We start from the raw sequence: 23,015 nt of genomic DNA, 5'->3' as shown, positions 1-23,015 counted from the left end.
ATGGCGCGCTTTGCATTGCCCGCGCTGTTGTGCATTGCGATGTTGGTGAACACAGGCTGCACACGAACCTCCGACGGCACCATCGTGATGGCCGACCCGACGCCGCCTTCGGCATTCAGAACGCCCTGGTGGCGGCGCTCACAGCCGCAAGCGCCCGCCTATCCGCCGCAACCGGTCCTGGCCGCTCCCACGTCACCGCCACCGCAAAGCAGCGTCAGACGTTCGCCGCAGCGTCAAGGCCCCACCACCAACGCTGGCAAATCGGTCGAGCAGTTTCACGGAATGCGCGTTGGCGTCCGTCCGCCCTTCACGCCCTCCGAAAGCGGGAAGGCGCTGAACTGCGCCAACAAGACCCAGCCCGGCGGCCGGGTAAAAGTCGTATGTGAATAGAAGCGCCTACCCGTCGCTCTGCGCCACGGCGTGAGCCTGGCTGCGCACCGCCTCCGTGGCGGAGAGCGCCGCCCGCAGCCGGTCGTCCCGCTTGTAGACGTCCGGGAAATATTCGACTGCGCCGCTCTCGGTCGGCCATGCCGTGAAGTAAGACACGTAGACCGGGATTTTCGGGGTCTTTTCGACCGAATGCCCCTGCGCAAGCTTGCCGGCGATGTAGTCGCGGTTGGTGCCCAGCACGGCAGCGGCCATGCCGCGCGGGTCCTGCAAACGGATGCATCCGTGGCTGAGCGCGCGCATGTCGCGGTCGAAGAACTGCTTCTGCGGCGTGTCGTGCATGTAGATCGCATGCTTGTTCGGGAACAGGATCTTCAACTCGCCAAGCGCATTCGCCTCGCTCGGCGCCTGACGCACGGCATAAGGAACCTTGGAGCCGTACGCACCCCAGTCAACTGCTGAAGAAGGCACGCGCTTGCCCTTCTGGTCGAACACCTCATAGCCGGAGCGATCCAGATAGCCGGGGTCGCTGCGCAGCCTCGGCAGCATCTCGTTGACGATGATCGATTGCGGAACGCCCCAATAGGGATTGTAGTCGATCTGCTCGATCTCGTCATAGAAGAAGCTGGTCTGGTTGGTGGCCTTGCCGACGACCGCGCGCATGGACAGCACCGGCGTCTCGCCCTCGATGAAGCTCGCCGTATATGCCGGTTGGTTGATCCAGACGCGGGGGCTTCCGAACTCCGAAGGCAGCCAGCGCAGCTGCTCAAGCGCAACAAGCACCTTCTGCAATTTTTCCGTCTTTGACGTGCCCGCGATCGCCTTGACCGTGCGAGGGCCGATGACACCATCGGGCTTCAATCCGGCCCTCTCCTGCTCCGCCCTGAACACCGTCACCAGTTCGTCGGTATAAGTTTCACTCTCTCCAAGGCGATAGAGCACCTCACCGAAATCACCGCCACTATCATCGTCGAGCCGGCCCGCGACCAGATGAATCAATTTTGGAAGCTCGGCGCTTGACTGGCCGGGCTTCAACAGAAGATCGGGGTCGACGACGACATCGTCTTCCTGCGCCTGCCGCAGCGCCGCCAGTTCGTCGCGCAGTGCCCTGTATTGCGGGTTCTGCGGATGCTGCGCCTCAAGCATCGCCCGCACATCATCGGAATGCGCGGACTGGGCAAGAAGCCCGGTGAGGTCGACCGGCTTGGCCGGGAAGTCGTAATACCCGGAAATCCGGTTTGGAATGACACGTCCGCCATGCGCATCCATCGCGTAGCGCAGCACGCGCGCGGAGAGGTTCATCTCGAAGGCCATCATGTCGTCCGGCGACGCGGACGCCAATGGCTGGACCTCATAGTCCGCGGCGTTCAGCCCATAGGAGTCCGCATCGGCAAGGACCGCAAGCGCATCTTTCGCGCGCTGGTTCGGCGAACCGTCGCTGATCCAGAGGAAATCCGGTTGCTGGGCGTAATGCTCGACCAGAGCGGAAGCGACCTGCTTTTCGGCCCGCAAATCGACCGATGCGAGCGCCGCCAGATCGTCCCGAAAAGCATTGCTCTCGCCATCCGTGGCGGGCGCAAGCGTCGTCAACGAGGAAAAATCGACCCGCACCAAAGAGTCGGCCCGATAGTCGTAGTACGACGGCGCGGATATTTTCGCGGGCTTGGCAACGCGTTTCGGCGTCATCGGGGCCGGAGGAAATGCGCTGTTTTCCATCGCGCGGCGCTTCGAGTGGCCGAAGAGTGCTTCCAACAAGCCCTGGGCCTGTGCGACCTCCGGAGCGATGACGGCTGCCCCGAGGGAAAGCGCGAACAACGATTTGATGAACCGACTCACTGAGCGTACTCCGCTTTTGCGCCCGAACCCCTGCCCCGGCTACGTGCGTGAAGCAACCGCTTCGTGGTTAAGATTACGTATCGCTCCCGGCGATGAACAGACGTTTCCCGATATTGTGATGATCACGGTCAAGCCGCTGCTTCGCCGGCGCGCGCACGCGGCCTTCGATTTCGGCTGCCGCCCTGCCCCTGCCTGACATAGGCGATGGGAACCAGCGCAAGGCCCGTAAACAACACCCACCATGCGGGACGGATCGAATGGGCGAAGTTGAGATTGGCGGCCAATACCCTGCCGGGCGGAATGTTGGTGGCAAGCCCATACCAGCCATATTCCAGAGCAGCGGTCAGCAGGCCCGCGACCAGTGCAAGAAGCGTCAGGGTGAGCACCGAGCCGCCATTCGCGCCGCGCGACTGGGCGACGCGCCACAGCATCATATAGGCGAAGAACCCCGCCATGAGCGTAGGCTGGAACACATCAGCCTTGGATTGCATGAAGTAATGCAGCACCGCCAGTGCAGCGAGAACGTAGACCAGTTTGTGAAGCTGGTTCCATCGCTTGCCGAGCTTGCGGATCATCGCGTCCGTCGAGGTTACGCCGAGCGCCAGCAGACCCATCAGCGCCACGAAGCCGATTGTCAAATAGTAACGCAGCACGATTTCCGATGCGACCTTGGCGAGGTCCCATTTCTGGTCCAGCGCGTAGAGTACGAGATGCGCCGCCGCATAGAACAATGCCGCAAGGCCGATCTGGCGCCGCACGATGATAAGCTTGGGCAGGCTCGCGATGCGTCGGAGCGTCGTTACGGCAAGAGAGGCCAAAAGGAAACGGATCGCCCAATCGCCTGTGAAATGGATGGCTTCCGTGACGGGTCGCGGGCCGAGCGGGCCTGTCGCACCCGTCCCGAGGCTGCCGATGGTCGCGCGCCACGCCAGGATCGCGGCGGGAGCGAGGATTGCCGCGAGGCACAGCGCCTTGAGCGGAGAAAACGCTCCGCCGCGATCGTTCCAGGGAAATTTGCCTGCTGCAATCATGCTGCCATGTCCGAAGCCGTTTTCCCACTATACGGCGGCGCGGTGGAAATCGTTACAGCGCGTCGCGCAGTTGCGATCTATCCCCTGCCAAGCCCTTTCGCCGCAAGCTCGTCCAGATAAGCCTGCCATAGCGCGGCTTTCTCGTGGCCAAGACGATGCAGGTAATCCCACGTGAAAATGCCCGTATCGTGACGGTCGTCGAAAGTAATGCGCACGGCGTAGTTGCCGACCGGCTCGATCTTCACGATTGTGACATTGCGTTTGCCCGGAACGGTGACGCGCTGTTCGGGCGAATGCCCCTGCACCTCCGCCGAGGGAGAAAGCACGCGCAGCATTTCAGCCGGCAGTTCGAACGGCGCGTGTCCGCCGAAGGTGACCGTCAGCAGCTTGCGGTCTTTCGAAACACGGATTTCCTTTGGGGCGGTCATGAGGTTCGGGCCTGACTTGAGTTACGCCTTGTTGCAACAGCGAAGGCTCTGCGGCAAGTGCAAACCGCTGGAGAAGCGGCGATGCGTCACCTTCTGACACGCTGCGATTTGTGACATAATTTGTTTCGGCCCAGCGCCTGAAATGGAGGAGCGTGACGTTGCATATCAAGACCATGAGCGAGGTGGAGTGTCTGGACTTCGTCCAGTCCCACCGGCTTGCCCGGCTGGCCTGTTCAGTCGACGACCGCCCCTATGCCGTGCCGATCCACTATGCGTTCAGGAACCATTTCTTCTACTCCTTCTCGATGCGGGGCCGGAAGATCGACATGATGCGCAAGAACCCGAACGTCGCGCTGCTGGTCGAGGAATTCGGCAGTGAACGCGGCTGGAAGAGCGTCGTGGCGGAGGGCCGTTTCGAGGAACTGCCGGACCGGATCGGCTCGAAGATCGAGCGGGATCACGCGTGGTCGCTGCTCAGCAAGCACGCGAACTGGTGGGAACCGGGCGCGCTCAAGCCGGAGATGGCCATACCGTCGGACGAGGAAGTGCATATCTTCTACCGCATCTCGGTTGGCACGCTTTCGGGCCGCGCAGCATCGACGTGACGGAACGCCCGGAACTGTTGTATGAACCAAAGCATGACGCGCGATGGCTTGAACCATCGAAGGGGAGGAACGACATTAGCCGGATGAGCATGACCGACCCCTTCGGCAGGGACATCACCTATCTGCGGGTTTCCGTGACGGACCGCTGCGACTTCCGCTGCACCTATTGCATGGCGGAGGACATGACATTCCTGCCGAAAAAGGACCTGCTTTCGCTGGAAGAGCTTGAGCGCCTTTGCGGGGTGTTCATCGCGAAAGGCGTGCGCAAGCTTCGCCTGACCGGCGGCGAGCCGCTGGTGCGCAAGAATATCATGCACCTTGTGCGCCAGCTTTCGGCGCATCTGGAAAGCGGGCAACTCGAGGAACTGACGCTGACCACGAACGGATCGCAGCTCGCGCGCTTTGCCGCCGAGCTGGCCGAATGCGGCGTTAAACGCATCAACGTGTCGCTTGATACGCTCGATCCCGACAAGTTCCGGACGATAACCCGCTGGGGCGATCTATCGCGCGTGCAGGCGGGGATCGACGCCGCGCAGGCCGCGGGCATCCACGTCAAGATCAATGCGGTTGCACTGAAGAACTTCAACGAAGAGGAACTGCCGTCGCTGATGCGCTGGGCGCACGGGCGCGGCATGGACCTGACCGTGATCGAAACCATGCCGATGGGCGATATAGACGGCGACCGCACCGACCAGTACCTGCCGCTCTCGCTGCTGCGGGCCAATCTGGAGGGCAGCTTCACCTTCACCGACATACCCTTCAAGACGGGCGGCCCGGCGCGCTACGTCCATGTGGCGGAAACCAATGGACGGCTGGGGTTCATAACCCCGATGACGCACAATTTCTGCGAAAGCTGCAATCGTGTGCGCATCACCTGCACCGGCACGCTCTATATGTGCCTTGGCCAGGACGACGCGGCTGACCTGCGCGCGCCGCTGCGGGCATCGGAGGGCAACGAGCTTCTGTCGGCGACCATAGACGAGGCCATAGGGCGCAAGCCGAAGGGCCATGATTTCATAATCGACCGGCGCACGCGCCGTCCGGCTGTCGCGCGGCATATGAGCGTGACCGGCGGCTGATCCTGCCCGTTTCGTGAGCCGCATGCGATGAACCATTCGCGCAACATCGCAGGCATCGTTCTGGCGGGCGGGCGCTCGACCCGGATGAACGGCCCGGACAAGGCACTCGTGACACTGGCGGGCGCGACGCTGCTCGACCGCACGATTGCGCGCCTGCGGCCGCAAGTTGCCCTTGTCGCAGTCAACAGCAATGCAAGCATGCGGGATTTCGCGCCAGCGGGTCGACCCACGATTCCAGACGGCATCGCGGATTTTCCGGGTCCGCTTGCGGGCATTTTGGCGGGCCTGGAATGGGCGGCGACGGAAGGCGCGGACCATGTGGCGACCGCCGCCTGCGACACGCCGTTTTTTCCGCCAGATCTGGTCGAGCGGCTGAATGCGGCTCTGCCGGAAAACGACATCGCGATGGCGTCGAGCGGCGGCCGGGTGCATCCGGTGTTCGCACTCTGGCCGACACGGCTTTCCGCGCATCTGCGCGCCCATCTCGAAGCGGGCGGAAATCGCTCCGTGCTCGCCTACGCTGAACTGCATCGCATCGCGCGAGTGGATTTCCCGCTCGCCGACGCAGGCGACCGGCAGGTCGACCCGTTCTTCAACATCAACACGCCGCAGGACCTTGCCGAAGCCGAACGCTTCGCGGAAAAGGTCAGCCCATGACCAATCGGATATTCGGCATCACGGGCTGGAAGAATTCAGGCAAGACCACGCTTGTCGAGCGCCTTGTTTCAGAACTGACCGGGCGCGGCTGGAAAATCTCGACGATCAAGCATGCCCACCACGCCTTCGACATCGACAAGGAAGGCACCGATTCGTTCCGGCACCGGCAGGCGGGAGCATCGGAGGTGGCGATCGTTTCCGGCAATCGCTGGGCGCTGATGCACGAGTTGCGCGACGAAAGCGAACCCGAGCTGGCCGCGATCCTGCACCGGCTGTCGCCGTGCGATCTCGTGCTGATTGAAGGCTTCAAGCGCGAGCCGCATGCCAAAATCGAAGTCAGGCGGCTCGGCGCCAGGGACACGACGCCAATCGCGCCGACAGATCCGGCCATCGTCGCCATTGCCTCCGATCATCCGGTCGGCGACACCGATCTTCCCCAATTCGAACTCGACGACATCGCCGGGATCGCCCGGTTCATCGAACAACGGGCCGGTTTGCGACGCAACGGTTGACGCAACGTCATCCCAAAAAGCTGGCTTTTCCCTGAGCCGCGGTTGCGTCACACGGCTGTTTTGCAGTTGCAATTTTTCAAAAAAGAGTGGGAGTATCGGGTTCAGCCGGGCGACGGAAACGCCGAACCGGGGCGACCGCAAGACGGTCACCGAAGTCCAACAGAGAGGAACATTATGCGAATTGCATTGAAACTCGCACTCGCGGCAACCGCGGCCATCATGGCCATCGGCGTCGCACAGGCGCAGGAGCGCACGATCAAACTCGGCACCGAAGGCGCCTATCCCCCCTTCAACAACCTGACCGCCGACGGGAAGCTGGAAGGCTTCGACATCGAAATCGGCAACGCCCTTTGCGAACAGATGAAGGCGAAGTGTGAATGGGTCACGCAGGATTGGGACGGCATCATCCCTGCCCTTCAGGCCGGCAAGTTCGACGCCATCATCGCATCCATGTCGATCACCGATGAACGCAAACAGCAGGTCGATTTCTCGGAAAAGTATTACAACACCCCGCCATCCATCGCCGCGCCCAAGGACAGCGACATCAAGGGCGTGACCAAGGAAGACCTTGCCGGCAAGAGCATTGGCGTCCAGGGCGGGACGACACACTTCAACTATGCGGAAGCGACCTATACCGACAGTGAGATCAAACCCTATCCGACCGCGCAGGAAATGCATGCCGACCTCGCCAATGGCAGGCTCGACGCCATCAATGACGACATCATCGTCACGCAGGGTTTCCTCGACACGCCGGAAGGCCAGGCCTGCTGCAAGTTGATCGGCACGATCACGCCCGTGGTCGAGATCCATGGGCCGGGCGCAGGCATCGCGGTGCGCAAGGGCGACAAGCTCGCCGAGGAATTCACTGCGGCGATCAAGGCGATCCGTGAAAACGGAAAGTACAAGGAAATCAACGACAAATACTTCAAGTTCGACGCCTACGGCGCTGAAGGATCTTGATTTTCAAGCTTTTGAACGGCGGCCTTTGAGCCGCCGTTCTTCTATCAAAATAAGCGCAACGACCAAGGGGAACAGTCGTAATGACGCTTTTAAGCTGGGGGCCGAACGGCTGGCTCGACGAGATCATGAGCGGTGTGCTCGTGACCGTTTCGCTGGCGCTCGCAACTCTGCCCGTCGGGCTGGCGCTCGGTTTCCTGATCGCGCTTGCGAAACAATCGGCGGAGCCGACGCTGCGCATGGCGGGCAATGTCTACACCACCATCTTTCGCGGCCTTCCCGAACTGCTGACACTGTTCCTCATCTATTTCGGCGTGGCGCTACCGCTGTTCACCTATCTGTTCCCCAATGGCGGCGACCAGGTGACGAGTTTCGCGGCGGGCATGGTGGCGCTGGCATTCGTGTTCTCGTCCTATGCCAGCGAGGTGTTCCTTTCGGCGTTTAGGGCAATCCCGCGCGGGCAATATGAGGGTGGTTACGCTGTCGGCCTTTCTCATTTGCGGACCATGCGGTTCATCATCCTTCCACAACTCATACGCATCGCCCTGCCCGGCCTGACCAATCTCTGGCTGATCCTCCTGAAAGACACCTCTCTGGTGTCGGCCATCGGCCTTTCCGACATTTTGCGCGAGACCAGCATCGCAGCCCGCGTCACCAAGGCGCCGTTCCTCTTTTTCGGATTCGCGTGCCTCGTCTATCTGGTGCTGGCGATTGTTTCCTCCGTGGGCATCGGCGGAATTGAGCGCTGGACCAACAAGCGGGAGGCAAGCCGATGAGCCTTGCCAGCCAGGTCAGCGATGCAATTGAGCGCCCTCCGGCGCAGCCGCGCCCGTGGAATGCCGCCCGCATCGCGGGGGCTGCGTTTCTCGCCTTCTGGGCGGTGATCGGCGTCGTTCTGATCGTTTACCTTGCCGGCAGGTGGAACCCCGAGCTTTTCACCAACTACGCGCCGAAATACATGCAGGGCCTGTGGGTGACGATAAGGCTCGTGGTCATTTCCATGATCCTCGGCGGGCTGCTTTCCATACCCATCGCCTACGGACGCATGTCCAAAAATCGCATCGCCTCGGCGCTGGCCTATGCCTATGTCTATTTCTTTCGCGGCACGCCGCTTCTGGCACAGACCTTCCTGATCTATTACGGGCTCGGCTCATTCCGCCCGCAACTGGAGGCGCTTGGTCTTTGGGGCTTCCTGAGGGAGGCGTGGTATTGCGCCATACTGGCGTTTTCGCTCAACACCGCGGCCTATCAGGCCGAAATCCTGCGCGGCGCGATCCAGAGCATTCCCCGCGGCCAGTGGGAAGGTGCTGCGGCGCTCGGCCTGTCGAAATGGCAGACCATGCGCAAGATCATCGCGCCGCAGGCAATGATCGTGGGGCTGCGGCCATATGGCAACGAGCTGATCCTGATGATCAAGGGCTCGGCCATCGTGTCGATCATCACCGTTTACGACCTGATGGGCGAAACGCGGCGCGCTTTCTCGCGAAGCTTCGACTTCCAGACCTATATCTGGGCGGCGATCATCTACCTCACCATGGTCGAAATGCTGCGTCACGTCATTGACTGGGTGGAGCGCCGGATCACCAAGCACCTGATCCGCTAAATCAGACCAGGCGGCTCTGTTCCACGGCGGCACCGATGAAGCTTGCGAAGAGCGGATGCGGCTCAAACGGGCGGCTCTTGAGTTCGGGGTGATACTGCACGCCGATGAACCACGGATGGTCCGCATATTCCACCGTCTCCGGCAGGATGCCATCCGGCGACATGCCCGCAAAGACCAGCCCGCAATCCTCAAGTCGCTTCTTGTAGTCGATATTGACCTCGTAGCGGTGCCGGTGGCGCTCTGAAATCGCCGTATCGCCATAGATCGATGCAATCTTGGATTCAGGCGTCAGGCGGGCGTCATAGGCGCCAAGCCGCATCGTGCCGCCAAGATCGCCCGAGGCGCGGCGCTTTTCCAGCATGTTACCCTTGAGCCATTCGGTCATCAGGCCGACGACCGGCTCGGAGGTTTCGCCGAATTCGGTCGAAGATGCATCGGCGATACCCGCCAGCGACCGCGCCGCCTCGATGCAGGCCATCTGCATTCCGAAGCAGATGCCGAAATAAGGAACCTTGCGCTCGCGTGCGAATTTCGCAGCAAGTATCTTGCCTTCCGACCCACGCTCGCCGAAGCCACCCGGCACCAGAATGCCATGCACCTTTTCAAGGAACGGCGCGGGATCTTCCTTCTCGAATATCTCGCTCTCGATCCAGTCGAGCTTGACGCGGACACGGTTCGCCATGCCGCCATGCGCCAGCGCCTCGATGAGCGATTTGTAGGCGTCCTTCAGCCCGGTATATTTGCCGACAACGGCAATCGTGACCTCGCCTTCGGGATTGTGGATGCGCTCGGTGATTTCCGTCCAGCGCTCCATGCGCGGCTTCGGCGCGGGGTCGATGCCGAATGCGGCAAGCACCTCCGAATCCAGCCCCTCCTGATGGTAGGCCATCGGAACATCGTAGATGTGGCTGACGTCGAGCGCCTGAATCACCGCGCTTTCGCGGACATTGCAGAACAGGGAGAGCTTGCGCCGCTCCTCCTTCGGAATCTGCCGGTCGGCGCGCACCAGCAGGATGTCGGGCGCGATGCCGATGGAGCGCAATTCCTTGACCGAATGCTGGGTCGGCTTGGTCTTCAACTCGCCCGCCGCCGGAATGTAGGGCATCAGCGTGAGATGGATATAGACGCACTGGCCGCGCGGCAGGTCGTTCCCAACCTGACGGATGGCTTCGAGGAACGGCATCGCCTCGATGTCGCCCACCGTGCCCCCGATCTCGCACAGCACGAAGTCAAAGTCCTCATTGCCTTCGAGGATGAAGTTCTTGATCTCGTCGGTAACGTGCGGGATGACCTGCACGGTCGCGCCGAGATAGTCGCCGCGCCGCTCGCGGTCGATGATGTTTTTGTAGATGCGCCCGGTGGTGATGTTGTCGCTCTGGTTGGCCGAACGCCCGGTGAAGCGCTCGTAATGCCCGAGGTCGAGGTCGGTTTCCGCGCCGTCATCGGTCACGAACACCTCGCCGTGCTGGTAAGGCGACATGGTTCCGGGGTCGACATTCAGGTACGGGTCGAGCTTGCGGATGCGCACGCGGTAGCCACGTGCCTGCAACAATGCCCCGAGAGCGGCTGCGGCTATACCCTTGCCAAGAGAGGAAACCACGCCGCCAGTGATGAATACATATCGCGCCATGGGAGTCGGTGCTTATCGCGGCGAAGTTGATTCCGCCAGAAGAAAAATGGTGACGCCGCGCTTTTCCAACGGAGCCGGTGGACGAAAAAACAAAACGCCGATCCCAAAGGACCGGCGTTTTGAACATACAGCCTTGTATATCAGAGCACGACGACGTTGGTGCCGACCTTGACGCGACGGTACAGGTCGATGACGTGGTCGTTGATCATGCGGAAGCAGCCGTTCGAGGAATTGGTGCCGATGGTCTGCGGCGCGATGGTGCCGTGGATACGCAGATGCGTGTCCTTCCTGCCGTCATAGAGGTAGATGGCGCGCGCGCCGAGCGGGTTCTGGCCACCACCGGCCATGCCGTCCTTGTACTGGCCATACTTGCTCGGCTCGCGCTCCTGCATTTCCTTGGTCGGAATCCAGCGCGGCCATTCCTGCTTGTCGCCAACGCGCACACTGCCCTTGTATTGCAGCCCTTCCTTGCCGACGGCGATGCCGTAGCGGCGGGCGCTGCCAAGCCCCTCGACGAGGTAGAGGAAGTGGTTTGCCGTATCGATCACGATGGTGCCGCGCGGATAGCCGGAGAACGACACGATCTGCGGTTCATATTCGGGCTTCGGACGGAATTTCTTGTTGGCTTCCTTGGCGCGCAGGGCATTGTCCAGCGCGCGCGTCTGGGGAAGGTACTGATCCTCCTCCCCGAAGAGCGAAGCCATGAACCCACCCTTGGTGACGTCCTCGCTGCGCAACTCGCCATTGTTGCCGTTGGCCATGACTTCCGTGACCTCCGGGGTCAGCGCGACAGGCTGCACCGGGGTAATCGGGTTGAGCGCGGGAAGCTGGGTCTTGTTCGTGAATATAAACTTCTTCGAAGGAGCCGGTTCGGCCTTCGCGGCCTGGGCTTGCGGGTCCTTCGGCTTCTGCGAGCCGAAGAGCACCGCCAGAAAACCCTTCGGCTTGGCCGCTTCCTGCGTTTCGCCGGCGGGCGGCTTCTTGGATTTCGTCTTGGTGTCGGCCTTCACAGTCTGCTTGGGCTTGGTCGAAACCTTCTTTTCAGTTTTCTTCTTGACCACCGGCTTCTGCACGATGGCCGATGTCGTTTCCGGTTTTGCAGATTGCGCAATCGTGATTGACGAAGAGCCGAGCACCAAACCCAGGCCCAGGCCCATTGCTAGAAGGCTACGAGAAAGCATTTTGCCGATCCTGATATTTTCCCAAGCGTAGACAGACCGTCTCTGCCTAACCGCCACCAAATAGACCTATACGATTCACCGCTCCGGTGCTCAAGAAGATGCACCCATCACAGGCCGCTCACAAGCGCTTGATACCGCAGCTTTATTGCGAAGTGTGTTCTCCTCACAACAGCAAGCGCGAAAGGAGTTGCACTTTCGTTAAGCGAGACGTCTCAGTTGTTTGGAACGGCCGGAGCAGCCGGTTGTGCCGGAGCAGTCTCCTGAGCCGGCGCGGCAGGCGCGGGCGCTTCGCCCGTCGGTGCGGCGGGCTGGCTTTCGCCGGTCGCGGGCGTCGTGGTCGACGAGCCGCCAAGCTGGTCGAGGACGCCGCGATTGGCGGGCGCGCCCTGTTCGGTCTGCGCGGGCAGCCGGTCGAGAATGTCGGTCGGGCGTTCGGTGTAGTAGCGGGCAAGGACCGACAGCGCGAGCGAGGAGATGAAAAACGCCGCCGCCAGTATGGCGGTCGTGCGCGTCAGCGCATTTGCCGCGCCGCGCGCGGTCATGAAACCGGAACCGCCGCCGATGCCCAGCCCACCGCCCTCCGAACGTTGCAAAAGCACAACGCCGACGAGTGCGACGACGATCATCAGATGAATGACGATGACTACGGTTTCCATGAATACTGCCTGACGGTTTTAGCTGCCGGTGCGAGCCTCAGCGCGCGGAAGGCGGCTCCTTACAATGCTTTGTGGGCATTTCCAAGCCCAACCCGACATATGGGGCAACGCACGCAAGTTGCAACGCCCCGACCAGGCACAATCACGCCGGACGGTAGGATTCGGCGATGCCCAGGAAGTCCGATGCCTTGAGGCTGGCGCCACCGACGAGCGCGCCGTTGACATTTTCGACGGCGAGCAATTCGGCTGCGTTGGAAGGCTTCACGGAGCCGCCATAGAGAATCCGCATCGCGTCGGCTTCCTGACCCAGCCGGCGCACAAGCTCGGCGCGAATATGCGCATGCGCTTCGGCGACGTCGGGAATGGTCGGCGTCAGCCCGGTGCCGATCGCCCACACGGGCTCATAGGCGACGACCGTGTTCGCGGGAACGGCGCCGGCAGGCACCGAGCCCTCGATCTGCGCCGTCAGCACATCGAGCGTCAGCCCGCGCTCCCTCTGACCCTGCGTTTCGCCGATGCAGATGATCGCGATCAGACCGGCGCGCCATGCGGCCTCAGCCTTTGCATGGACGATCTCGTTGGTTTCGCCATGGTCGGTGCGCCGCTCGGAATGGCCGACGATCGCGAAGCTCGCGCCCGCATCCTTTAGCATCTCTGCGGAAATGTCGCCGGTATGTGCCCCGCTTTCCGCAATCGCGCAATCCTGCCCCCCGACTCGCACGGGCGTCGACGACAGCGCGTCATGGGCGCGCGCGACAAGCGTGGCAGGCGGACAGATCAGCGCTTCGACCTGCACGTCGAACCCGTGCGTGAACGCCTTGCCGATCGCGATAAGCTCCGGCATCGACGCGCTGGTGCCGTTCATCTTCCAGTTACCGGCGACGAGCGGGCGAATTGCAGTGGTCACGAGCGGTATCTCCTCATTCAGCAACGTGACCTCCCTACCAAAAAGCGGACACAAAGCAATCGACACTGCGCGCCAAGGGCGCTATTTGCGGTTGCTCGATGCGGTCGGAACCGGCCGCGCCCATGTTGAGGTTGGAACGGAAATCGCCGGATGCTTGATTCACTGCGCAATGCAGCCCAGACCTGGATTGCCAAATTCCTGTTCATTATCCTGGTCGTGAGCTTTGTCGGATGGGGCGTGAGCGGACAGCTTGCCAACAGCCCGTCGATGGGTTCCGTCATATCGGTCGGCGACACATCCGTCAGCCCCACCGAATATCGCCTCGCTTATGACCGCGCCATCTCGCAGATGTCACAGCAGTTCGGAACGAGGCTCACGCCGGAACAGGCAAAGATGCTGGGCCTGCCGCAGCAGGTGCTCGGCAGCCTTGTCGGCGGAGCCGTGCTCAGCGAGCAGGCGCGCAGGCTGGGGCTGGGACTTTCCAAGGACCGTATCGCCACGCTGACCGCCGAGGATCCTGCCTTCCGTGGACCTGACGGGCGCTTCGACCGCCAGCAGTTCGACTATGTGCTGCGCCAGGTCGGAATGTCGCCGCAGAATTATTTCGACACGCGGGCGAATGAAGCGGTGCGGCTCCAGATCGTGGATGCCGCGAGCAACGGAATGCAGGTTCCCGCCGCCTTCCTCACCGCCGTCGCGCTTTATCGCGGCGAGGGCAGGACCGTCGACTACATCACCCTGCCCCGCTCGCTGGTCGAGCCTGTCGAGGAACCGGCGGCGGATGCGCTTTCCAAATGGTTCGAGGCGAACAAGGCCAAATATGCCGCGCCTGAATACCGCAAGATTTCCTATGTGAAGCTCGAACCCGAGGACATCGCCGATACGACCGCCGTCACCGACCAGCAGGTTTCGGACGACTACGAGGCCAACAAGTCGAAATTCACGACGCCGGAGACACGCACGGTCGATCAGCTTGTGTTCGCTTCGGAAGAAGAGGCACGCAGGGTTAGCGACGAACTCAAGGCGGGCACGAAATCCTTCGACCAGGCAGTAGCCGACCAGAACAAGCAGGCTTCGGACGTGGCGCTCGGAACACTGACCAGGGAACAGATTCCCGACAAGGCAGTTGCCGACGCGGCCTTCGCCTTGCAGGCAAATCAGGCGAGCGATGTCGTCGCTGGCACTTTCGGGCCGGTTATTGTGCGCGTCAGCGCGATCACGCCGCAGGCGGTCAGGTCGCTGGACGAGGTGAGAGACGAAATCCGCAAGGACATTGCTTTGGCGGAGGCCAACCGCATCCTGCTTGACGTTCACGATTCCTATGAGGATGCGCGCGCGGGCGGCGCATCGATGGCGGATGCGGCGCAGCAGCTCAAGCTGAAGGTCGTGACCATCGATGCGGTCGACCGTCAGGGCAAGCGCCCCGACGGCACGGTGATCGATGATATTCCGGGTTCGGCGGACCTTCTGGCAGGCGCTTTTGAGGCCGACGTGAAGGCCGACAACCAGCCGATCAATGTCGGAAGTTCAGGCTTTGTGTTCTACGAGGTCGAGTCCGTGGACGCGGCGCACGACCGCACGCTCGATGAGGTCAAGGACCGGGTGGTCGCCGACTGGAAGTCGGAACAGGCCGCGACGCGGCTTCAGGCGAAAGCCGACGAAGCCGCAAAGAAGATCAAGGATGGGGCCACGCCGGATGCGGTTGCTGCTGAACTTGGCCTCGAAAAGCAGACCAAGCGCGGGCTGAAGCGCGACAGCAACGATCCGGATTTCGGCCAGCCGGGCGTTGCGGCCGCATTCGGCGTCGCGCAGGGCGAAACCGGCGCATTCGAGGGTCCCGATGGCTCATCCCGCGTCGTGTTCCAGGTGGTGGAGTCCATCGAGCCCGCCGACGCGGATGCATCCGGTATTCCCGACGATGCGCGCCAGACATTCGCGGGCGGCATGGCCAACGACCTGATCGATCAACTGGTGTCGCGCCTGCGTGCCGAATACGATGTCGAGATCAACCAGGCCGCAATCGACCGTGCATTGACCTTCTGAGACCCATGAGCGCGCTGAAACCACATATCGCAAAAGTCGCTTCCGGCGCTTCGCTTTCCTTCGATGAGGCGAGCGAGGCGTTCGACATCATCATGTCGGGAGACGCGACCCCCGGCCAGATTGGCGGGTTCCTCATGGCGCTGCGCGTGCGCGGCGAAACCATCGACGAGATCGGCGGCGCGGTTTCGACCATGCGCAGCAAGATGGTGCGCGTTGCCGCGCCGGAGACGGCCATCGACATTGTCGGCACAGGAGGCGACGGCCAGCACAGCCTCAACATTTCCACCGCGTCGGCCTTCGTCATCGCGGGCGCGGGCGTGCCTGTCGCAAAGCACGGCAACCGCAATCTGTCCTCGCAGACCGGCTCGGCGGACGTGCTGACCGCGCTCGGCGTCAAGCTCGACATCGACGCCGAACAGATCGGCAGGTGCATCGGCGAGGCCGGCATCGGCTTCATGTTCGCGCCATCCCATCACCCCGCGATGCGCCATGTCGGGCCGACCCGCGTGGAACTCGGGACGCGCACGATTTTCAACCTGCTGGGACCGCTGTCCAATCCGGCGGGCGTGCGCCGCCAGCTCGTCGGCGTTTTCGCGCCCGAATGGGTGGTTCCCATCGCGGAGACCCTGAAGGCGCTCGGAGCGGAACGCGCATGGGTCGTGCATGGCGACGGGTTTGACGAGATAACCGCGACCGGCGAAACGCAGATCGCGGAACTCAAGGATGGCGTGGTGCGCACATTCACGGTAACGCCGGAGGATGTCGGCTTGCCGGTCTATTCAAAGGATGCGCTGCGCGGCGGCGAACCTGCCCAGAATGCAAAAGCGCTGAAAGACCTTCTCGACGGCGCGCCCGGCGCATATCGGGACACCGTGCTGATGAATGCCGGGGCCGGACTGCTGGTCGCGGGCGTCGCCGCCACCTTTGCCGAAGGGGTCGCCAAGGCGGCGGAAGCCATCGACAGCGGCAAGGCAAAGGCAGCGCTTGCCCGACTGGTTGAGGTATCCAACCGCTGATGGCCGACATTCTGCGCAAGATCGAAAACTACAAGCGCCAGGAAATCGAGCGCGCCAAGTCGCTCTTGCCGCTCAGCGAGCTTGTCGCTATGGCGGCGGACGCCGATGCGCCGCGCGGCTTCCTGAATGCGCTGCGCGCCAGACGCCGCGATGGAATGATCGGCCTGATCGCGGAGGTCAAGAAGGCAAGCCCCTCAAAAGGCCTGATCCGCGCCGACTTCGACCCGCCTGCCCTGGCCCGGGCCTATGAGGCTGGCGGGGCGGCGTGCCTCTCGGTGCTGACGGACGAGCCGTCCTTTCAGGGGTCGCCGGCCTTCCTGACGGCGGCACGCGCGGCAACGACGCTGCCCGCCTTGCGCAAGGATTTCATGTTCGAGACCTATCAGGTCCATGAGGCGCGAGCGTGGGGCGCCGACTGCATTCTGGTCATCATGGCCAGCGTTTCGGATGACGAGGCGCGCGCGCTGGAAGATGCCGCGTTCGAACTGGGCATGGATGTTCTGATCGAGGTGCATGACGCCGCCGAGATGGAGCGCGCACTGCGGCTGCAATCGCGGTTGGTCGGCATCAACAACCGCGACCTGCGGACGTTCAACGTGAGCCTGGAAACATCTGAAAAGCTTGCGAAAATGGTGCCGGATACGCATCTGCTCGTGAGCGAGAGCGGCATCTTCTCGAATGCGGATTGCAGGCGTCTTGAGACCAGCGGCATCAGCACTTTTCTCGTCGGGGAAAGCCTGATGCGTCAGGACGATGTGGAGGCCGCGACACGCAGCCTGCTCGGCCTCGGTGACGCCGCCCGCAGGGCAAGCGCATGACGGGTTCGCTGACGCATATCGACAAGGCGGGGCAGGCCAACATGGTCGATGTCGGCGACAAGGCGGAAACGGCGCGCGTCGCGACCGCCGAAGGCTGCATCGTCATGCGCGCGGAAACGCTCAATATGATCCTTGAGGGCAATGCGCAAAAGGGCGACGTGCTTGCCGTCGCGCGCATTGCCGGCATCATGGCCGCGAAGAAGACGCACGAACTCATTCCGCTGTGCCACCCTTTGCTGCTCAACAAGATCACCGTCGATATTTCAGCCGACCGCGACCTTCCCGGATTGCGCGTGACCGCAACCGCGCGGGTGACCGGCAAGACCGGCGTGGAAATGGAAGCGCTGACGGCGGCGTCCGTCGCCTGCCTCACGCTCTACGACATGGCCAAGGCCATAGATCGCGGCATGACGATCACCGACATAAGGCTGGTCGAAAAGAGCGGCGGTAAGTCCGGCCCATATCGCAGGTCACAACCCTGATGGCGCTGTTGCCCGTCGCGGATGCGCTGGCCCGGGTTCTGGACGGGGCAAGCCCCCGATCGGAGGAAATGGTCGCGCTGCATGCCGCCTCCGGGCGCGCGCTCTCCCGGCCCGTCATTTCCCGCCGCACCCACCCACCCTTCGACGCTTCGGCCATGGACGGCTATGCCGTCCGCGCGGAGGATGTGGCGCGCGTTCCGGCCACATTGAAGCTGATCGGAATTGCCGCTGCGGGCGCGGGCTTTGCAGGCAAGGTCGGCAGTGGCGAAACAGTGCGCATTTTCACCGGAGCACCCGTGCCGGAGGGTGCGGACACCATCGTCATACAGGAAAACGCCGACCGCATCGGCGATGATGCCGTCGAGATCCGGGACTCCTCCCCGCCCGGCAAGCACATCCGCAATCGCGGGCTCGATTTTGCCGAAGGCGATGTCCTGCTGGATGCGGGGCGCACGCTGGATGCGGCCGCACTTTCGCTGGCGGCGGCGGGAAACCACGCCGAGCTGCCGGTCTGGAAGCGCCCGCTGGTCGCACTGATCGCAACCGGAGACGAGTTGCTGCTTCCCGGAAGCAAGGTCGGGCCGCACCAGATCATTTCCTCGAATGCCTATGGCGTCGCCGCGATCGTGTCGAGCGCCGGAGGAGAGCCGCTTGACCTCGGCATTGCGCGCGACGACGAGGGCGTCATCGGTTCGCTTCTGGATCGCGCGGTCGATACGGGCGCGGATGTGATCGTGACGCTGGGCGGAGCGTCGGTCGGCGACCACGACCTTGTCAACAAGGCGATGGCCAATCGCGGCGTCGGACTCGCCTTCTGGAAAATCGCCATGCGCCCCGGCAAACCGCTGATGTTCGGCACGCTCGGCCCGACGCGCTGCCTTGGCCTGCCGGGCAATCCCGTCTCCAGCCTGATCTGCGCGCATCTGTTCCTGAAACCGCTCGTTCGGGCGCTGGCCGGTCTGGCCCAGACCGACGATGAACGCGACGCGATACTGGCAAGCCCCCTGCCCGCCAATGACAGCCGCCAGGACTATGTTCGCGCCCGCGTCGAGGAGCGGGACGGCGCGCTGCATGCGCAAGCTTTTGCCATTCAGGATTCGTCGATGCTGCGCACCTTGTCGGATGCGAACGCGGCCATTATCCGCGAGCCTAACGCGCCTGCCGCCTCAAAGGGCGAGTGCTGCCGGGTGCTGATGCTGCGCTGACAAGGCGGCACTCTTCAGGTGAAGTTCGGCGGGAAGAACGGCCCCTCCGTAGGGAGGGGCCGGGTCAAGCTCAGAACTTGACGGCAAATTGGGCGCTGAATGCGCTCTGCGTCTGGGACGAGCCATATTGTCCGTTGTAGTTCACCGACAGTTTCGCCTTGTCCGAAACTTCGAAGGACAGGCCCGCACCGACGAGGAACGCATCCTTGCCGACCGGGACGCCCGCGACCTCGAAATCCGATCCCGAACCCGCGAAGGCCAGGCTGACATCCGAATCCCTGTCGCCGAGCGCGTGCTGCCAGCCGACGGACAGGCTCGGGGTAAAGACCTTGCCGTTGAGATCGAGCGTTGTCGCCGCCCGCAGCCCCAGCGTGGTGTAATAGGTGTCCATGCCCGCCGCCTCGCCGGAGAGCGCGGCAGCGCCTCCGCTTTCGGCAAACGCGGCCTTGTCCACATGAATGTAGGAAAGCCCGGCAAACGGTTCGAAGTCATAACCCTTGACCGAGAGGCCATAAGCCACTTCGCCGAATGCCTGCGCGGTATAGGTGTCGTAGTCCGCGGAGGTCGTGTCCGCAAAGCCCGGGAAGGCAACCGAACGGTCGGCGGATATGTCGTGCCAGGAATAAGCGACGCCGCTGCGCAAGGCGAGGGACGCAACTTCCGCGCTCGCATAAGCGCCGACATCATAGCTTTCGACGGAGCCCGACGACCCGCGTGACGCGACATCGAGGCCGGAATGCCCGTACCCGCCGAAGACACCGGCCCGGAAGCCCGGAGCGATCTGCACATCGGCGCCAACCAGCGCGCCGGCTGTGTCGTTGGAAACGCGCCCGGCATTCCCGTTTCCGCCGATGTCACCCCAGCCGCCATATGCCTGCGCCCAAAGCGTCAGGTCCTTGTTGAACACGGCCTTTGCGACGGTCGCGCCCGATGCCTTGGACGCTTCCTCGAGCGCGTCGCCGGTTCCGCCCGACTGCCGCATCCGCCCGCCAACCGCTTCGCGCACATAGTTCGACTGCTGCTGGAGCACCGAATTGACGGAGGCGTACACCTCGCCAGACAGGCTGTCATAGGATGCTGCCACGGCGTCGGTCGTCTGCGTGAGTATCGCGTCGTAGACGGCATTGCCCGCGCCCAGCCCCTGCACTGCGACCGAGGTGCTGGTCTGATTCGGCGTCATGGCGTAGGCCGAGTAGGACGTGCCCGAATAAGCGAGGTTCAGATAGACGTTTTGCGCGTCGTAGGTCAGCGTGGGAGTCAGGAAGGCATAGTTTGACGTCACGCTTCCGAACGTGCCCATCACCGTACCGGCGGTCGTGATGATTGCGTAGGTCGAGCTTGGCGCATAGGCGCCGGGCTGGGCCACGAGATCCACCGCCGCACCGGAAGAAATCGTCACGATCCCGGTCGCGGAAATGAGGTCGTGCGCGCCTCCCGGCGTCACGTCGACACGGTAAGTCGATCCGGAATTGAACGTGACTGCCCCGGTGACGGTGATCGTGCCCGGCGAATAGCCGGGCGCAGCGATGCCCGCATCGTTGACGAAGAGCCCGCCGATCGTTCCGGAACCTCCGAGCGTTCCGCCATTGTCCAGGATGAAACTCGCGCCGGTGGTTGAACCATTCTCCAGGGTGACGACGGTGTCGTCCACTTCAACCGTTCCGGCGAAGTCGGTCGAGAAGGTCGCGGAGCCGCCGCCAACAAGCTGCAGATCGCCCGTACCGGTCAAATTGATGTCGACAGTATAATTGCCGGAACGGTTGAAGATCAGCGTGCCGTCGTTCTGCACGTCGCCTGTGATGGAACCGCTCGTTCCGCCGTCGCCGATCTGGAGAACGCCGCCATAGTAGATGGTGGTGCCGCCTTGATAAGTGTTGTTTCCGGTCAGGATAAGAGTACCCGTACCGTCCTTGCCCAGCGCACCGTCACCTGAAATGACTCCCGATATGGTCAGTGTCTCGTCGCGGGAAACCGCGATATAGCCGTAGCGGCCGCCCTCGCTTTCGGTCAAAGTAATCGGCGCGGACATCTCGAACGAACCCTCGGCAAGAAGCGAACTGCCGCCGTTTATGGTCAGGCCGCCTGCGCCGATCGCGGTCGCATCCGAAATCGCCAGCGAGCCCTCTCCGATCGTCGTGCCGCCAGAATAGCTGTTGCCTCCGGAGAGCCTCAGCCCCCCGCTCCCGCTTTTCACCAGCGCGCCCTCTCCGCTGATGAGGCCTCCCAATGTGAGCAGGCCCGTCTCTGTATCGAAAAGCGCATCTTCGTTCAGCGCAATGTCGTTCGAGAGCGTCAAGCTGCCCACGCCGGCGAGCCCGCCGCCCGAGAAAGTCAGCGCCCCGACACCGAGCGACGCCGCGTTCGAGACTGACACCATGCCGGATTTGAATTCGAGTTGTGCGTCACTCACATTGGTGCCGCTCAGCCGCCATGTGGCCTCCTCAGCCGCGAACTCAACCTTTCCCACATCCTGGAAAGCGGAGCCCAGGTCGTTCATTTCGAAATTTCCGCCTGCGCCCGCCAGGTTCAGCACCCAGTCATTTGCTGGGTCGTCGCTCGTAACGGAGCCATAGACGCCCGAATGGTTGTCGCCGTCGCCAAGAAGGGTGAGTCGGTTGTCCGCTCCCTTGAAGAGAATGTCGCCGTTGATGAACGTGCCCAGGCCGATCGTGAGGTCGATTCCTTCGCCCTCGATGGCGTTCGCTCGATCCGACGTAGACCCGCCGTTCAGACCACCGCTGACGACGCTGGTGCCGGCGATATTGATCGTAGCGTGATCCACATCTATGCCGACGCCGCCGCGGCCGCTTGTTCCGCCCATCGATGCGCTGCCGCCGTCACCGCCAGTGACCACGCCGGTTACATTGAGGGTCAGCGCGGTGTTCGAACCGTCAAAATGGACACCGGCGCCGCCATTGCCGCCGTCGGATGAGCCGGGCGAGATGCTCGCATCACCGCCGGCACCGCCCGTCACATCGCTGGCAAGGTTGAGCTCGAGGGAACTGCCTGCCGCACCGTCCAGGATGCGCACAGCGGTTCCGCCGTCGCCGCCGTCGCCGCCCTCCGTCGTCGGACCATCACCACCGTCGCCACCGCTCCCGCCATAGACATAGCGGCCTGCCCTGATGCGGTTCGCGCCGTTCGGGCTTGCCACGAGCAGCCCCGTGCCGCCGTTGCCGCCGTTGCCGCCCCTGCCGTCATCAATGCCAGTTTCGTTATCGCCGCCAGCGCCACCGCTGCCGCCGAAAAGGTTTGCCGAGATCGATATGTCAAGGTTCTCCGGGTCGAGAATGACGACGCCGAAGCCACCTCCGCCGCCTCCACCGCCGCCGCCCTTGACGCCCGGGGCGTCAAACCCCATGCCGCCGTCGCCGCCGTCACCGCCGATCAGAATAGTGCCGGAAATGTTCGTTCCATCCCCGACATAGGCGTGCGCACCACCACCGCCGCCGCTGGCCGTCGTGCCGGCGCCACCGACGCCGCTCTGGCCGTCCGCGCCCGGAGTAGCGCCCCCGTACCCGCCAAGCAGAAGGGTACCGCGCCCGCCATCACCGCCCGAGACGCCGCTTCCGCCGCCAGATCCCGTTTCCGTGATCACAATCGTCGGGGTGCCGCCAACGCCGCTCGCGGAAGCCTCCCCGCCCGGCGTGGAATCGGTCGATCCGCCGACGCCCCCCGCTCCGTCGGCGGCAAGCGCGCCGAAAGGCACCGAGGATGCCAGGACCAGAACCGCAACGGATGCCATCAGGCGCGATTTCCGCCGCCGCGATGTCGAGGGCGAACAGGAGGCTGCAACAATATCCGACATTTACCCAGATTTCTCCAATCGATCCCATTCAGCCGCGGCAGACCGGGATGCGTTTCATTGCGTTGGATCGCCGGCATGCCGACGAAGACTTCAGGTGCAGGGGGAAGACACGTCGCGACTCCCGCGTGCCGCCACACCGATATTAATATTTTCTAAATAAGATTGTTTTCATAT

At 62.9% G+C, this 23,015-nt stretch carries 21 protein-coding genes; 13 read left to right on the top strand and 8 right to left on the bottom strand.

Going from position 1 to position 23,015, the window contains the following annotated elements:
* A complete protein-coding gene (locus tag M9924_14995) occupies positions 1-390 on the top strand; it encodes a hypothetical protein (GenBank protein MCO5065704.1) in 390 nt (129 codons plus the stop codon).
* A gap of 6 nt (positions 391-396) precedes the next feature.
* Here the strand turns inward: M9924_14995 and M9924_14990 are convergent, their stop codons facing one another.
* The 3 genes from M9924_14990 to M9924_14980 form a co-directional block, all read right to left on the bottom strand.
* The gene (locus M9924_14990; GenBank protein MCO5065703.1) at positions 397-2,223 is read right to left on the bottom strand and encodes a L,D-transpeptidase family protein; all 1,827 of its coding nucleotides are present in this window, start codon (positions 2,221-2,223) and stop codon (positions 397-399) included.
* Between the two features lie 128 nt (positions 2,224-2,351).
* Positions 2,352-3,254, bottom strand: coding sequence for a sulfoxide reductase heme-binding subunit YedZ (locus tag M9924_14985; GenBank protein MCO5065702.1), 903 nt, complete (start codon positions 3,252-3,254; stop codon positions 2,352-2,354).
* 77 nt (positions 3,255-3,331) lie between these two features.
* Positions 3,332-3,682, bottom strand: a complete 351-nt coding sequence (locus M9924_14980; protein ID MCO5065701.1) for a DUF971 domain-containing protein — start codon at positions 3,680-3,682, stop codon at positions 3,332-3,334.
* Between the two features lie 158 nt (positions 3,683-3,840).
* On the opposite strand from M9924_14980, the gene M9924_14975 reads away from it, so the two are divergent.
* The 7 genes from M9924_14975 (at position 3,841) to M9924_14945 (ending at position 9,095) form a co-directional block, all read left to right on the top strand.
* Complete coding sequence (locus tag M9924_14975; GenBank protein ID MCO5065700.1) at positions 3,841-4,287, top strand: pyridoxamine 5'-phosphate oxidase family protein; 447 nt, start codon at positions 3,841-3,843, stop codon at positions 4,285-4,287.
* An 83-nt stretch (positions 4,288-4,370) separates the two neighbouring features.
* Positions 4,371-5,366 (top strand): GTP 3',8-cyclase MoaA, encoded by a 996-nt coding sequence (gene moaA / locus M9924_14970; protein ID MCO5065699.1) that lies wholly within the window; start codon positions 4,371-4,373, stop codon positions 5,364-5,366.
* Positions 5,367-5,393: 27 nt separating this feature from the next.
* On the top strand, positions 5,394-6,023 hold the full coding sequence (mobA, locus tag M9924_14965) for a molybdenum cofactor guanylyltransferase MobA (GenBank protein ID MCO5065698.1): 630 nt from the start codon (positions 5,394-5,396) through the stop codon (positions 6,021-6,023).
* The gene (gene mobB, locus M9924_14960) at positions 6,020-6,535 is read left to right on the top strand and encodes a molybdopterin-guanine dinucleotide biosynthesis protein B (GenBank protein MCO5065697.1); all 516 of its coding nucleotides are present in this window, start codon (positions 6,020-6,022) and stop codon (positions 6,533-6,535) included. The genes mobA and mobB overlap by 4 nt, the downstream gene beginning before the upstream one ends.
* A gap of 174 nt (positions 6,536-6,709) precedes the next feature.
* On the top strand, positions 6,710-7,495 hold the full coding sequence (locus M9924_14955; GenBank protein MCO5065696.1) for an ABC transporter substrate-binding protein: 786 nt from the start codon (positions 6,710-6,712) through the stop codon (positions 7,493-7,495).
* A gap of 80 nt (positions 7,496-7,575) precedes the next feature.
* Complete coding sequence (locus M9924_14950) at positions 7,576-8,268, top strand: ABC transporter permease (protein ID MCO5065695.1); 693 nt, start codon at positions 7,576-7,578, stop codon at positions 8,266-8,268.
* The gene (locus M9924_14945) at positions 8,265-9,095 is read left to right on the top strand and encodes an ABC transporter permease (GenBank protein MCO5065694.1); all 831 of its coding nucleotides are present in this window, start codon (positions 8,265-8,267) and stop codon (positions 9,093-9,095) included. Before M9924_14950 ends, M9924_14945 begins: the two co-directional genes overlap by 4 nt.
* Before the next feature lies 1 nt (position 9,096).
* On the opposite strand, the gene M9924_14940 is transcribed toward M9924_14945, so the two are convergent.
* The 4 genes from M9924_14940 to tpiA form a co-directional block, all read right to left on the bottom strand.
* Positions 9,097-10,725 (bottom strand): CTP synthase, encoded by a 1,629-nt coding sequence (locus M9924_14940; GenBank protein ID MCO5065693.1) that lies wholly within the window; start codon positions 10,723-10,725, stop codon positions 9,097-9,099.
* A gap of 140 nt (positions 10,726-10,865) precedes the next feature.
* Complete coding sequence (locus M9924_14935) at positions 10,866-11,906, bottom strand: L,D-transpeptidase (GenBank protein ID MCO5065692.1); 1,041 nt, start codon at positions 11,904-11,906, stop codon at positions 10,866-10,868.
* 212 nt (positions 11,907-12,118) lie between these two features.
* Positions 12,119-12,562 carry a preprotein translocase subunit SecG gene (gene secG, locus M9924_14930; GenBank protein MCO5065691.1) on the bottom strand — a complete coding sequence of 148 codons (444 nt, stop codon included), beginning with the start codon at positions 12,560-12,562 and terminating at the stop codon, positions 12,119-12,121.
* A gap of 142 nt (positions 12,563-12,704) precedes the next feature.
* Positions 12,705-13,469, bottom strand: a complete 765-nt coding sequence (gene tpiA, locus M9924_14925) for a triose-phosphate isomerase (GenBank protein ID MCO5065690.1) — start codon at positions 13,467-13,469, stop codon at positions 12,705-12,707.
* Positions 13,470-13,619: 150 nt separating this feature from the next.
* Here tpiA and M9924_14920 point away from each other — a divergent pair, with 150 nt between their 5' ends.
* Genes M9924_14920 through M9924_14900 form a run of 5 tightly spaced genes read left to right on the top strand, consistent with a single transcriptional unit; the run spans position 13,620 to position 19,033 of the window.
* Positions 13,620-15,512, top strand: coding sequence for a SurA N-terminal domain-containing protein (locus tag M9924_14920; GenBank protein MCO5065689.1), 1,893 nt, complete (start codon positions 13,620-13,622; stop codon positions 15,510-15,512).
* 5 nt (positions 15,513-15,517) lie between these two features.
* Positions 15,518-16,528: an anthranilate phosphoribosyltransferase gene (gene trpD, locus M9924_14915; protein MCO5065688.1), complete on the top strand. Its 1,011-nt coding sequence runs from the start codon at positions 15,518-15,520 to the stop codon at positions 16,526-16,528.
* Positions 16,528-17,346: an indole-3-glycerol phosphate synthase TrpC gene (gene trpC / locus M9924_14910; protein MCO5065687.1), complete on the top strand. Its 819-nt coding sequence runs from the start codon at positions 16,528-16,530 to the stop codon at positions 17,344-17,346. The genes trpD and trpC overlap by 1 nt, the downstream gene beginning before the upstream one ends.
* The gene (gene moaC / locus M9924_14905) at positions 17,343-17,828 is read left to right on the top strand and encodes a cyclic pyranopterin monophosphate synthase MoaC (GenBank protein ID MCO5065686.1); all 486 of its coding nucleotides are present in this window, start codon (positions 17,343-17,345) and stop codon (positions 17,826-17,828) included. The genes trpC and moaC overlap by 4 nt, the downstream gene beginning before the upstream one ends.
* Positions 17,828-19,033, top strand: a complete 1,206-nt coding sequence (locus M9924_14900; GenBank protein MCO5065685.1) for a molybdopterin molybdotransferase MoeA — start codon at positions 17,828-17,830, stop codon at positions 19,031-19,033. Before moaC ends, M9924_14900 begins: the two co-directional genes overlap by 1 nt.
* Positions 19,034-19,103: 70 nt before the next feature.
* Here the strand turns inward: M9924_14900 and M9924_14895 are convergent, their stop codons facing one another.
* Positions 19,104-22,778 (bottom strand): autotransporter domain-containing protein, encoded by a 3,675-nt coding sequence (locus M9924_14895; GenBank protein ID MCO5065684.1) that lies wholly within the window; start codon positions 22,776-22,778, stop codon positions 19,104-19,106.
* Positions 22,779-23,015 lie beyond the last annotated feature (237 nt).

The organism is Rhizobiaceae bacterium, from assembly GCA_023953835.1.
In the GTDB taxonomy this organism is placed as follows: domain Bacteria; phylum Pseudomonadota; class Alphaproteobacteria; order Rhizobiales; family Rhizobiaceae; genus Mesorhizobium_G.
This window is presented reverse-complemented; position numbering and strand designations above follow the sequence as displayed.

Excerpts from the sequence above, each read along its gene's own strand:
- M9924_14995 (MCO5065704.1), top strand. The coding sequence starts at position 1 with ATGGCGCGCTTTGCATTGCCCGCGCTGTTGTGCATTGCGATGTTGGTG.
- M9924_14985 (MCO5065702.1), bottom strand. The coding sequence starts at position 3,254 with ATGATTGCAGCAGGCAAATTTCCCTGGAACGATCGCGGCGGAGCGTTT.
- M9924_14980 (MCO5065701.1), bottom strand. The coding sequence starts at position 3,682 with ATGACCGCCCCAAAGGAAATCCGTGTTTCGAAAGACCGCAAGCTGCTG.
- moaA (MCO5065699.1), top strand. The coding sequence starts at position 4,371 with ATGAGCATGACCGACCCCTTCGGCAGGGACATCACCTATCTGCGGGTT.
- mobA (MCO5065698.1), top strand. The coding sequence starts at position 5,394 with ATGAACCATTCGCGCAACATCGCAGGCATCGTTCTGGCGGGCGGGCGC.
- mobB (MCO5065697.1), top strand. The coding sequence starts at position 6,020 with ATGACCAATCGGATATTCGGCATCACGGGCTGGAAGAATTCAGGCAAG.
- M9924_14955 (MCO5065696.1), top strand. The coding sequence starts at position 6,710 with ATGCGAATTGCATTGAAACTCGCACTCGCGGCAACCGCGGCCATCATG.
- M9924_14950 (MCO5065695.1), top strand. The coding sequence starts at position 7,576 with ATGACGCTTTTAAGCTGGGGGCCGAACGGCTGGCTCGACGAGATCATG.
- M9924_14945 (MCO5065694.1), top strand. The coding sequence starts at position 8,265 with ATGAGCCTTGCCAGCCAGGTCAGCGATGCAATTGAGCGCCCTCCGGCG.
- M9924_14940 (MCO5065693.1), bottom strand. The coding sequence starts at position 10,725 with ATGGCGCGATATGTATTCATCACTGGCGGCGTGGTTTCCTCTCTTGGC.
- M9924_14935 (MCO5065692.1), bottom strand. The coding sequence starts at position 11,906 with ATGCTTTCTCGTAGCCTTCTAGCAATGGGCCTGGGCCTGGGTTTGGTG.
- secG (MCO5065691.1), bottom strand. The coding sequence starts at position 12,562 with ATGGAAACCGTAGTCATCGTCATTCATCTGATGATCGTCGTCGCACTC.
- M9924_14920 (MCO5065689.1), top strand. The coding sequence starts at position 13,620 with ATGCTTGATTCACTGCGCAATGCAGCCCAGACCTGGATTGCCAAATTC.
- trpD (MCO5065688.1), top strand. The coding sequence starts at position 15,518 with ATGAGCGCGCTGAAACCACATATCGCAAAAGTCGCTTCCGGCGCTTCG.
- trpC (MCO5065687.1), top strand. The coding sequence starts at position 16,528 with ATGGCCGACATTCTGCGCAAGATCGAAAACTACAAGCGCCAGGAAATC.
- moaC (MCO5065686.1), top strand. The coding sequence starts at position 17,343 with ATGACGGGTTCGCTGACGCATATCGACAAGGCGGGGCAGGCCAACATG.
- M9924_14900 (MCO5065685.1), top strand. The coding sequence starts at position 17,828 with ATGGCGCTGTTGCCCGTCGCGGATGCGCTGGCCCGGGTTCTGGACGGG.
- M9924_14895 (MCO5065684.1), bottom strand. The coding sequence starts at position 22,778 with ATGGCATCCGTTGCGGTTCTGGTCCTGGCATCCTCGGTGCCTTTCGGC.